Annotated in this window: 8 protein-coding genes and 1 rRNA gene; all 9 read left to right on the top strand. The window is 50.3% G+C overall.

Going from position 1 to position 12,306, the window contains the following annotated elements:
- The first annotated feature begins 11 nt into the window (after nt 1-11).
- Nucleotides 12-584: a sigma-70 family RNA polymerase sigma factor gene (locus tag K334_RS0107080; RefSeq protein ID WP_036890100.1), complete on the top strand. Its 573-nt coding sequence runs from the start codon at nt 12-14 to the stop codon at nt 582-584.
- A gap of 60 nt (nt 585-644) precedes the next feature.
- Nucleotides 645-1,619, top strand: a complete 975-nt coding sequence (locus K334_RS0107085; RefSeq protein ID WP_025881938.1) for a FecR family protein — start codon at nt 645-647, stop codon at nt 1,617-1,619.
- A 126-nt stretch (nt 1,620-1,745) separates the two neighbouring features.
- Nucleotides 1,746-5,096 (top strand): SusC/RagA family TonB-linked outer membrane protein, encoded by a 3,351-nt coding sequence (locus K334_RS0107090; RefSeq protein WP_036890101.1) that lies wholly within the window; start codon nt 1,746-1,748, stop codon nt 5,094-5,096.
- An 11-nt stretch (nt 5,097-5,107) separates the two neighbouring features.
- Nucleotides 5,108-7,042 (top strand): RagB/SusD family nutrient uptake outer membrane protein, encoded by a 1,935-nt coding sequence (locus K334_RS0107095; protein WP_025881941.1) that lies wholly within the window; start codon nt 5,108-5,110, stop codon nt 7,040-7,042.
- 37 nt (nt 7,043-7,079) lie between these two features.
- On the top strand, nt 7,080-7,547 hold the full coding sequence (locus K334_RS0107100; protein ID WP_027444741.1) for a DUF5018-related domain-containing protein: 468 nt from the start codon (nt 7,080-7,082) through the stop codon (nt 7,545-7,547).
- A gap of 152 nt (nt 7,548-7,699) precedes the next feature.
- The gene (locus K334_RS13655) at nt 7,700-9,637 is read left to right on the top strand and encodes a glycoside hydrolase domain-containing protein (protein ID WP_051540637.1); all 1,938 of its coding nucleotides are present in this window, start codon (nt 7,700-7,702) and stop codon (nt 9,635-9,637) included.
- Nucleotides 9,621-10,454 carry a glycoside hydrolase domain-containing protein gene (locus K334_RS15380; RefSeq protein WP_155810213.1) on the top strand — a complete coding sequence of 278 codons (834 nt, stop codon included), beginning with the start codon at nt 9,621-9,623 and terminating at the stop codon, nt 10,452-10,454. The genes K334_RS13655 and K334_RS15380 overlap by 17 nt, the downstream gene beginning before the upstream one ends.
- A 217-nt stretch (nt 10,455-10,671) precedes the next feature.
- On the top strand, nt 10,672-11,778 hold the full coding sequence (gene ald / locus K334_RS0107110) for an alanine dehydrogenase (RefSeq protein ID WP_027444742.1): 1,107 nt from the start codon (nt 10,672-10,674) through the stop codon (nt 11,776-11,778).
- Nucleotides 11,779-12,224: 446 nt separating this feature from the next.
- A 16S ribosomal RNA gene (locus tag K334_RS0107115) occupies nt 12,225-12,306 on the top strand; the annotation flags it as partial.

The raw sequence follows: 12,306 nt of genomic DNA on the forward strand, positions 1-12,306 counted from the left end.
TGCAGCCAATTATGGATATCAAGGAAGACATACTTATCGAAGCGTTGAAGCATGATTCGCAACGGGCTTTGCGCGAAATCTACCGAATGTATTCCACTCGGCTGTATGCCTTTTGCATGCAGTACACCAAGTCGCGGGAGTCTTCGGAGGAATTGGTGGAGGACGCTTTCGTCTGGCTTTGGGTCAACAGGCACCGGATCCGACAGGAGCAAACCGTGCGTGGGCTCTTGTTTATCAGGGTGAAGCATTATCTGATAAACGCCTATCGGTCTACGATTCATTCCCCGCAGTTCGAAGACTATTGCCAATATGCCTATCATCTTGCCGACGACAGCCATTCCGAACCCATGGAATACGACGAGTTCCTGAGCCAGGTGAACAGCGCGCTGGAGCAGTTGCCGGACACCCAGCGGAAAGTCGTCAGGCTGAGCAAGCTGGAACGATTGTCGAACATGCAGATTTCCAAGTTGCTGGGACTGAAGGAACAGACGGTGAAGAACCAATTGTCGCTGGGCTTGAAAACGTTGAGGCAGGTCTTGAAACTTTCTTACATGCTGGCGACAATGTTGCTAAGTGTTAATTGAAGCCGTGAGGTGGTATTTTCTCCAACTCATCATGTCTTATAAAGAGAACAACAGGAAAAGATGCAAACAAGACAAGAAAGTCTATCACTGAAATATTACTCACCAGAGCAATTGAAAGAATTGCGCAAGGAGCTTGACGCCGTTTCCGACCAGGAATTGGAACGACGGTTGGAATCCGTCTGGATGAACGACCGCCTGGAACTTGCCTTGGCCGACGGAATGGACGCCCAGGCTGTATGGAACAAGATTGACGCAAGGGTCGGGTCGGAGGACATTGCCGAAAAGAAAAGGCTTGGGCGATGGCTGCGAATTGCGGCGGTCTTGTTGTTGCCCGTGTTGACGGTGACGGCACTCTACTGGTATCGTGAAGCCCGTACTTACGCGGCTGTGGAAACGGTGGTCGGCACGGAATATGGAGACAGGGTCACCGTGAACCTGCCGGATGGGACGGCGGTGACTTTGAATGAAAGTTCGGTGCTGAGATATCGGGCAGGCGCGTTCGATGGCAACACGCGTGAAGTGCGGTTCGACGGAGAAGCCTATTTCAATGTGAAGAAAGATGCGGACAGACCGTTTGTGATTCATGCGGATGGCCTGAGCGTGAAAGTGTTGGGCACGCGGTTCAACCTTCTGGCGAGAAGCACGAAGCACACGGCCGAGCTGTCTCTGGAGAAAGGAAGCGTTGTCCTTACGTCCTTGTTGAACGGAGAGAGCCTCAGAATGAGTCCCAGTCAGAAAGCGATTCTCGACAAGCGCACGGGCGCCTTGGCCTTGTCCGATGTTGCGACGGCGGTGGATGACGCGATGGCATGGAAGCGCAATGAGTTCGTCTTCAGGAACGAACCCTTGCGAAATGTCTTGAAGACGCTGGAGGAGAGTTACGGCATAGCATTCAGAGTGTGCAAACGGCTGGATATGGACGATTTCTTTACGGGTGTCATGCCGCGCAAGAATCTTCATGAGGATTTGAAAATACTGGAAGAATCATATAAGTTCAAGACGGAACAGCGGGGTGGCGACGTTCTCATCAAATGAGAAAAGGCATTTTCTGCTTTATAACATAAAAAGTGGTCGGTACGAATTAAAGGCAAGCGTGTCCCTTACTAAAGACCGGTGAAAACACAGGCCTAAATCTAAAGTTAAACTTTAATTCGTACAAAGATGAAGGTACACCATGAACTCAAGTACTGTTTGTTGATGTTGCTTTTCTGTCTGGGAAGTATGGCTGTCCATGCCCAGTCGCAGGAGATTGACATCCATCTTAAAAATGCTTCCCTGAAGCAAGTTTTCAGTGTGATAGAGAAACAGACCACCTATCGTTTCTCTTACCGTGATGTCGTCATAGACGACAGGAGCGATATTACGATTTCCAAAACAGCGGCCAGCGTGCAGTCTGTCCTGACTGCGGTGTTGGCCGGGCGCAATCTCTCTTTCACCATCGTGTCTCCAAAATCCATCGTAATCGCCGGCAAGAGTCCGACTCATGCGGCGCAGACAAGGAAAGGCGATAAGGTGCGGCTTACGGGTCGAATTGTAGACGAAAATGGCGAACCGATTATTGGCGCGACGGTCAAACTGAAAGGCTCTTCCGCAGGTGCCATCTCCGACCTGGATGGTAATTTCGCCATCGAGGCAGTTCCGGGCGCCATGCTCGAAGTTTCGTACATCGGCTATCAGACAAAATTGGTGTCGGCCCGTCCGGGTAACATGAACATTGGCTTGGCGGTAGATCGTCAGAACCTCGACGAGGTGATTGTGATAGGCTACGGAAGCAGCACGAGACGAGATTTGATATCTTCGGTCTCAACGGTCAAGGCCGACCAGATTTCAAATATTCCGGTGGCCAATATCAGCCAGGGCTTGGCCGGGCGTTCGCCTGGCTTGATAGTACAAGCCAGTGGCGGTGGTATCAACTCCTTGCCCAGCGTCAGCATTCGCGGCGGCGGTTCACCACTGTACGTGATAGACGGTATCGTCCGTTCGAGTGCCGATTTCCAGAATCTGTCGGCCGATGACATTGAGTCCATGTCCATCCTGAAAGACGCTTCTGCCACAGCCGTTTATGGTGCGCGCGCTTCCAACGGTATCATTCAGGTGACGACAAAGCGAGGGAAGACAGGGAAAATCAGCATTGAGTATGACTTGAACTACAGTCTGGCCCAACCCAGTATCTGGCCCCAGCAGATGCACTCTTACGACAGGGCGAAATACGCGAACATCGCGAGGGCGAACGACGGACTTGAGCCTATCTATAGCGAAGAGGCCATCAAGGCCATGCGGGACGGATCGCAGCCAGTCACTTACAATGACACGAACTGGCGCAAACTGGTGTTGGACAATTGGGCACCCCAGCAGAAACACACCGTGCGCATGACGGGCGGAGGAGAAAATCACAACTTCTACATCTCTTTGGGCCATATCGACCAGAACTCCTTGTACAAGACGCGCACGCACTGGATGAAGCGTACCAATTTCCGCATATCGGAAACATCGTATATCAGGCCGATACATTTGCAGGTCAATGCCACCATCGACGGCTATCGCCAGGAAACATCCCATCCTTATACCTCTACATCGAACAGCTATTTCCACGTGTTCTCCCACATCAACAACAAGTCGCCGATGCTGCCCGGCGTAAACAAGTTCGGCTTGCCCTACAACATGTCGGACAATCCCGTTGCGGAAACGGCCAAGGACGCCGGTTACAATCGGCATATCGCCAATGTCATCAACGGCAAGGGCGAGCTGATCTGGAGCTGCCCCTGGGTGGACGGACTGAAGGCACGCGTGGCAAGCAACTACAGATACTACGGCGAAACCTCCAAACAGTGGCGCAAGGACGCGGCACAATACGACTATGAGTCTGACGTTCCGCAATATGCCAACCAACCCCTACTGTACCACAGCTCACCTACCGGCTATTCATTCACGAACCAGGCTTTTGTGGAATACGCGCAGACGTTTGGCAAACACAACGTCTCGGCATTGGGTGGTTTTGAACAATATTATCAAAAGACCGAAAGTTATTGGGAACAGCGTGAGAAATATGACTTCGACATCGACCAGATGAATGTCGGGCCGTCCAACGGAATGACGAATGGCGGCAGTGAAGCCGAGCTCGGACGTGCAGCATGGATAGGCCAGCTCAAGTATAATTACGGCAACAAGTATTATGCCGAGGCAAGTCTCCGCTATGACGGTTCCGACTACTTCGCCCCAGGCAAACGCTGGGGAGCCTTCTACAGCGGGTCGCTGGGCTGGGTCGTGACGGAAGAAAGCTTCATGAAGAGCCTGGTGGAAAGAAACATCCTCAACTCGCTGAAGCTGCGCGTCTCGTATGGAGAGACCGGTTTGGACAGCAGCGCGGGACGCTTTGCCTATCTCACCTCTTATAATTTGGATACGAAGGCCTATGTCGTGGACGGCTCGTATGTGCCTGGCTTCACGGAAGGCAGGCTGGCTTCGCCGGATTTGACATGGTACACCACCCGGCAAACGGACATAGGCTTTGACTTCGCGTCGCTTTCCAATCGGCTTTACGGTTCGTTCGATTATTTCTATTACTCCACGAAGGGTTATCTGACGGCACCTACAGGAAAGAGCTATCTCAATTCGGCCATCGGCATTGGCATGCCGCAGGTGAAGTCGAAGAGCGAGTATCGCCGGGCCGGTTGGGAATTCCAGTTGGGCTGGAGAGACCATGTCGGACAGCTCAACTATGATATTTCGGCCAACTTCACTTATTTTGATGAACTGTGGGCACGCAACGAGTCGGAGACGGAAAGCTCCTATATGAATCCTTATATCCGTACGCAGCAGCAGAAGGGGTATTATGGAACACTATACCATCATCTGGGTTACTATTCAAGTGCCGAAGACATCTACAACAGCCCGGGGGTTGTCAATGCCTTGAACTCTGGAAACCTTGCGGCCGGCGATTTGAAGTACGAAGACACCAATGGCAACGGTTATATAGATTCCGGCGACATCAGGCGTTTGGGCAAAAGTCACAACCCACGCGGGCAGTTCGGTATCAACATGGACTTCAACTACAAGGGCTTCTACTTGAGCATGTTGTTCCAAGGTTCCACCGCTTTCGACATGAAGCTGGTAGGCCCGGCCACCATGAAGACCGACCAGACCGGTTCGTTGATGGTAGCATTTGATTACCAAACCGATTACTGGACACCGACGAATAGAAATGCACAATACCCGAGATTGATGTCGAACACCAACCTGAATGCGAACAACAACTATCTGGACAGTGATTTCTGGTTGATCAACGGCTCCTATCTCCGGATGAAAGACTTCCAGTTCGGTTATGATTTGAAGTATTCGCTGTTGCGTAACGTGGCTTGGCTGGCAAAGGCGAGAGTGGGCATTTCCGGCCAAAATATCTTCACGATTTCACAAGCGACGAAATATGGCTTGGATCCGGAAAACTCATCGACAACCGGCTATGGATACCCGGTCGAGCGTGTGTTGGCATTGACAGTTAACTTAGGATTTTAATTAGGATTATCATGAAAAAGTTTATTAAATACGGGATGATGGGAATGGTTGCCCTTGCGGCCATATCCTGCAAAGATACGCTGGATACGAATCCGACGGAAATATTCAGCGGCGAAACAGTGTGGGGCACGAAGGCCACAGCCCAAGCCTTTGTAAATTCAACTTACCAGAGTGTCCTGGGCAGTATCGTCGGCTCCGGCTCATGTGTCGGATGGGAAGCTCGCACGCCCAACTCAGTCCAATGCTCGCAAGTAGGCGAAGGTATCGACGGTGTGGCCACAGAGTTAGGAATCAGCAACAATTCTGATTTTGGGGCTAATCGTTTCTCGATGCTTCGTCAATGTAACATGATCATTAAAAACGCTTCGGAATCGAAGGCGTTGAGTGACGCCGACAAGGCTGAGCTCGTGGCGCAAGGTAGATTCTTGCGGGGCATGGTGTTTTTTGACCAAGCGAAGAAAATGGGGCGCTTCGTTCCGCTCAAGGAGGTCCTTTCAGAAGCGGATGAAGAAAAATGCACGATTCCGATGACCGCTTCTGTGGACGAAAGCTACAAGCATGTGATAGAAGACTTGGAAGCCGGTGTGGCGGGATTGCCCGTATCGGCCTCGGCCGGACTGGCCAACAAGTATGCGGCGGAAGTCATTCTAAGTCGTGCTTGTCTACAAGCGTATGCGTACACAAAGGATCAGACTTATCTGGACAAGGCCATTTCCGCCGCAAAAGACGTGACGGAGAAATGCAGTCTTACCGACAACTACGGCGGAATGTTTAACGAGACGGATGCAACGAGCAAAGAGATTCTTTGGGGCTATTATCGTTTGAGCACGAATTCTACGGTTGGAAGTTTCGACGAGTTGATTAGAATTTATCCGAATATAAGTGCTGACGACTGTGCCTTTTCAAAGTCTCCGCTGCTCTTGGCCAACAAGAACGGCAGGACTTTCGAGTGCTGGGGTATCTATTGGCCGACTCAGGATTTGGTAGACAACTATCTCGTGACAGATGAGGCTACCGGTCAGGCGTTGCCTTGGTACGAAACCTCGCAGTATAAGTCGAACGTCACCTCGCTTGACCCGTCTTCGGTGACGCAGGCCGGGCAGGTGGACGCATACAACAGGACCAACGGCGAACCTCGCAGGATTCCGACGCCGCAGGACTTGCTCCAGACGAATGCCGGTTTCCCGGTTTTTGCCCGCTATGACCAGTTGAAGGCCGGGGCTTCGCGGAATTTGAGCCAGCTGATGTATTCCAAGCGTGACGCACGTTTTTATACATCAGTAGTATATGACGGCGCGACATGGCTCGGCGAAAATGTGGAGCTGAACCTGGGAGGAAACATTTCCGCAGGTGTGCGCGACAAAGAAGACGGCGGATGGTATAACACGGTTTCGGGCTATTGCTGGCGCAAGAATACGTTGGAGTCTCTGTCGCCCCGTGCTTTCTACAGCGTGAAAGTGGATATGCACTATTGCATAGCCCGTACAGGTGAGGCTTATATGAATTTGGCTGAAGCCTATCTCTTGAAGGGTGAGACGGCCGACGCCGTCAAGGCTTTGAATGCTACGCGCACCACCCACGGCAAGCTGGCTCCCTCCACGGCTACAACCGAGGAAGAGGCTTGGAAAGATTACATCAGAGAACGCAACGTGGAGATGGTCAATGAAAACGGCGACATTTATTTCAGCTATCTGCGCTGGGGTAAATATGGCGGTCATGCAAACCATGGTCGTCCTGCGGGAGATATTATCTATGATTTGGACCGCCCGACTTATAAGATAGAAATATCCCGCGACAGAACGAAGCTGCTGGTTGGACAGATTACCCTGATGAACAGCGCAAGCCGCACATTTACGGCCAAGCGTTATTTGTTCCCTATCGCTCAAGGATTCCTTGACACGCGTGAAGCTTATGGTCTGGACCATAATCAGAATGCGGGTTGGTGATGATGAATTTAAATATAACCGATAAATCAACAAGAAAATGAAATACGTAAAATTGTTTTTATTAATGCTGGTAGCCTCATTGTCGTTGACCTCTTGTTTGGAAAGCGGACTGGAAGACCTTGACACGTATGAAGGCAATGACATAACGGCCGGGTTCGCCTATTATCGCTATATCGACGCGTCAAAGACGATGGTCGTCAGTGGTGAAAATGCGGTAAAGCAAAAGCAGCTCACCCGTACAAAGCAGGAAATAGATCCGGCGACAGGTACGTGTACGTTGACATTTAAGGTGCCGAGTAATTTCACGGCTGCAGAGCGTGCCGACGTGAATGTCGGCAAGTTGGTTGTGACCGCCCAGATTTCTTCTGCGGCGGTGATGAATCCAGTGGGAGACGCTCCGAGGTTGGGCGTCCCTGCCGATTGGACTTCTGCCCATCAATATAAGGTTACGGCGGCCAATGGCGCATCGAAAATATGGACGATAAACATTGTGCTGAACAAGTAGGTCCTGTGAGTATTGAAAAACTGAAAAACAAAAAGGTTTGAAGGTTTTGGGGAGGAGTTCAAACGAATCTCCTCCCTTTTCGTAGGTATAGTAACCAATATAGATGAATAAAATGAAAAATACAGTCATGAATCAATAATACCCGTTTCCTTTTGATTTCTGCTGCTTCCGGTGATACGATACGCAATATAAGAAGAATGGAGGTTGATAATGAAAGATGTTCTTTGTTGTTTGGGCCTGTCCTGGAAAAAGGCACCTACTACTTTTATTACCTGCCACATCGTGTAGAAGAGGGACAAGGATTCTGCGATGGGACTTATTTGGAGCCTGAACAGCCTTTGGATGTTGCATGGCAACAGGCCGCGGCAAAGCAAAAATGCCCGTTGGAAGCGGAAATAACGAGCGTGGAGGCACGGACTCCCTACGATAGCTTCTATCCTATGGAGGTCATCGCAACCCAAGCGGAGGAATTGGAATGCCTGAAGAAATGTTCCGAAACCCCTCTGCTCCTTTTTCCGGAGGACAGGAAATATCCCATCATCATGAAGCAGAACATTTCTTTGAAGTGGCTTGCTCATGACCAGAACGCAGGCTTTGCGGGCATAGCTGCACCTGGAGAGTATTATACCTTTCAGATAGGCGTGTGGGCAGGACGTTCCGATTTGGCAAGCCTGTCATATCACATATCTGACTTGACAGGAAACGGCAGTACGATTGCGGCAAAGGACATTACCTGTTTTAACCTGGAAGGTGTAAACTCTTACGGAAAAGTCTTCAGGAAAGCGGTGGATGTCAGCAAAGGCAGGGTGCAACCCTTATGGTTTGGCGTAAATGTCAGCGCTCATCAGGTTGCGGGGCGCTATCAAGGCATGCTGACCATTTCCGACGCGCAAGGCCATCATAGAGCGTTGCCCATAGAGATACAGGTAGAAGGAGATGTCTTGGCTGATCGTGGCGACAGCGAGGCTTGGCGATATAGCCGACTCAGGTGGCTGAACTCAACGGTGGGACTTGCTGACGAGCCAACGGCTCCATATCATGCCGTGTCGTTAGACAAGCATCGTATAAAGGTATTGGGGCGTGAACTTTTGATTGATAAATCGACAGCTTTGCCCAAGCAAATCAGCTGTGGCAGTGCCGATCTGCTCTTATCACCGATACGAATGGTTGTAGAGACCGACAAAGGAATGAAAAGACTCAAGGCGGCTCCCCAATATGTAGAAAAGGCTCGTGGTCACATCACTTACGTGTGGAAAGCGGAAGATGAAGTTTTAAAAATGGCGTGTAGGGGACAAGCCGAATTTGACGGGCGGGTCAACTACAACTATTCCATCGTGCCAAAGCAGGATTTGAATGTGAAAGACATTCGTTTGGAACTTCCTGTGCGAAATGAGTCAGCGAGATATTTCATGGGCATCGGACTGCCAGGTCAGGATACGCCAGAGAAGTATGACGGCAAGTGGGACGCGCCTGTCAAGGCCATGGATAATCATGGTATATCGATACCGACATCTAAAAAGCAAAATTGGTTGTGGCCTTTTGATAGTTTTTGGATAGGAAACACAAAGGTAGGCGTTCATTGTGAGTTGCAGGGAACGACCTATAGCGGCCCGCTCTTGAATGTATATCGACCTGCGTATCCCGAGAGTTGGTATAACGAAGGCAAAGGGGGATTTCGCATCGAACGCCTGGAAAAAGAAACTGTCGTCACCGTTTACAGCGGGCAGCGGCAGATGGTGAAGGGCAAACAGATGGATTTCAAATTTGCCTTGTTGATGACTCCAGTAAAAAGTCTCGACACGTATGGACAGTTTACAAACCGTTACTATCATAATGGTCCATATCCCGAACCCACGAAGCAGGATATAAAGGATGGGGTGAGCATTATTAATGTGCATCACGCTAATCCGTTGAATCCATATATAAACTATCCCTTGCTGAATACGGATACGCAGAAAGCCTTTACACAAAGAATGCACGCTCAGAACTGCAAGGTGAAAATCTACTACACGCTTCGTGAAATGTCAAATGCCATGTCGGAGATAGGAGCCATAAAGAAGTCTGGGCACAGAAGTGTTGCGTGGCGGTAAAGGTGGCGGCTATAGTTGGCTCAGAGAACATTTGGTGACAGACTATACGCCGCAATGGTATGTACATTATGATTTCAAGACGAAGCAAAACATTCCGGCAGACGCGGCCATCCTGACGGCGGAAGGCGATTCGAGATGGCTGAACTTCTATATAGAGAGCCTTGTTTGGCTCATTAAGAACACGGATATAGATCGAATCTACTTGGATGACGTCAGCTTCGACCATAGAATGCTCAGGAGAATACGCCGAAGCATGGACTCCGTCAAGCCTGGTTGCTTGATAGATTTACATTCCAATACTGGATTTTCGAAAGGGCCTGCAAATCAATACGCGGAATATTTCCCATATCTGGATAAGGTGTGGTTTGGAGAGAGCTTTCTTTATAACAAGATGACACCTGCCAATTGGCTGGTCGAGTCTTCGGGAATACCATTTGGATTGATGGGAGATATGTTGTACCGAGGCGGCAACCGTTGGCTTGGCATGCAATATGGTATGGCGGTGCGTTATCCGTGGTTTACGGAAGGAGTGGATTGTGACCCGAGACCCATTTGGAAAATTTGGGATGAATTCGGTATAGAGCATGCTGAAATGATAGGCTTCTGGGAAAAGAATCCTGGTGTCGCGGCTTCCGACGACAAGGTGAAGGTCACTGTCTATCGCAAGGCTGGGAAAGCTCTGCTGTCTATAGGTAACTATTCGGACGCGACGAAGAGCGTGACATTGAAGATTGACTGGAAACGACTTAGATTGCGTGAAAAGCGTGCAAGACTGGTTGCGCCGGAAATCAAAGACACTCAGGAAGCCCGGGAATAGCCTGTGGATGGCAAGATTTCTGTGCAGCCACGAAAAGGATGGCTTGTCTATGTGCTCGACGAGTAACAGTAATTGCGACATGCTGGTATAATATCATCGTAATCGAAAAAAATAACAAGATGGCTTGTTTTTTTCGATTACTTTTTCTAACTTGCGTCGTTTTCTGGCAGCGCATGCTGTAGAATTAAGATAATGTTTTAAAAGAAAGGATTGAACCATGAGAATCGGAATTCCAAAAGAGATGAAGGACAGCGAGAGCCGCGTGGGAATGACCCCTGCGGGTGTCGCCGAGTTGACAAAGCGTGGGCATGAGGTCTATGTGCAGCATACGGCCGGTGAAAACAGTGGATTCGCCGACGGCGAATACGAGGCTGCCGGTGCACGTATTCTGCCGTCGATCCAACAGGTGTATGAAACGGCGGATATGATCGTGAAGGTGAAGGAGCCTGTCGAGCCTGAATATTCGCTGGTAAGGCAGGGGCAAGTGGTGTTCACTTATTTCCATTTTGCCTGTGACAGGCCACTGACGGACGCCATGATGAGCAGTGGGGCGGTGTGCATTGCCTACGAAACGGTTCAGAAGGACGACAGGTCGCTGCCGTTGCTCATTCCGATGAGTGAGGTTGCAGGCCGTATGGCCGCGCTCAACGGAGCCTATTACCTACAGAAGACAAAAGGTGGCTCAGGAAAGTTGATAGGTGGTGTGCCTGGTGTGTTGCCGGCAAAGGTGCTGGTGCTGGGTGGTGGAACCGTCGGAGAAGCAGCGGCGCGGATGGCCGCAGGGATGGGCGCGGACGTAACGATCACCGACATTTCTTTGCCTCGGCTGCGTCAGTTGGGAATGGAGTTGCCCGTTAATGTCCATACGCTGTATTCTTCAGAGTACACGATTCGTAAATTACTTCCCGAAACAGATATCGTCATAGGATCGGTGTTGGTACCCGGTGACAAGGCGCCACATCTGATAAATCGTGAAATGCTGAAATTATTGCAACGTGGCTCTGTCCTTGTCGACGTGGCCATTGACCAAGGAGGTTGCTTCGAAACTTCGCATCCGACGACACACTCTCATCCTATCTACGAAGTGGATGGCATTGTACACTATTGTGTGGCAAATATTCCAGGCGCAGTACCCAACACCTCGACGATGGCTTTGATCAACGCGACACTGCGATATGTCGTTGCTTTGGCGGATAAAGGTTGGCGACAAGCATGCAAAGACGACGTCGCATTGTATCGTGGACTGAATATCGTGGATGGGAAAGTGGCATTCAAGGCGGTGGCCGACGTTTTCGGATTGCCCTATGAACCGCTGGAGTTGTAATATTATAATAAAGTAGTGGTGGAAAACGAACTTGAGATAAATCAATTTTTTACCAAATAGAACCTTTTTTCGCACATTTCTTTCTCATTTCCTTGTTTTTTCGTTTTAAAGTCCCTACTTTTGCATCCGCTTTCGGGCGACGGCCCCCAGGGGCCTCCCCCCGTGGCGACCGAGGAAGCGTTCTTTGAATGGATTTACATAAACAGATAAGTAGTACAGGAAGCAGGCGCGGCCTGGGCGCATGGGGGGAGCTTTCCCCCGCGTTGTTGCCAGCCGCGCTTGGGTAGAATAGACGACCCGTCGATTGTATAGACAAGGTTTCCCAGGCTTCAGATGAAGGAACAGGCGTTCTGGACAGACAGACATCCGGGCTTCGGCCGCGGTCTTCTTCGGTTCGGCTTCGTGCCGTCCGTGGCTTCCGCCGTCGTGAGCCTAAATGATATTTTACAATGGAGAGTTTGATCCTGGCTCAGGATGAACGCTGGCTACAGGCTTAACACATGCAAGTCGAGGGGCAGCATGGGGTTT

Source organism: Segatella baroniae DSM 16972 = JCM 13447 (assembly GCF_000426585.1).
GTDB lineage: Bacteria > Bacteroidota > Bacteroidia > Bacteroidales > Bacteroidaceae > Prevotella > Prevotella baroniae.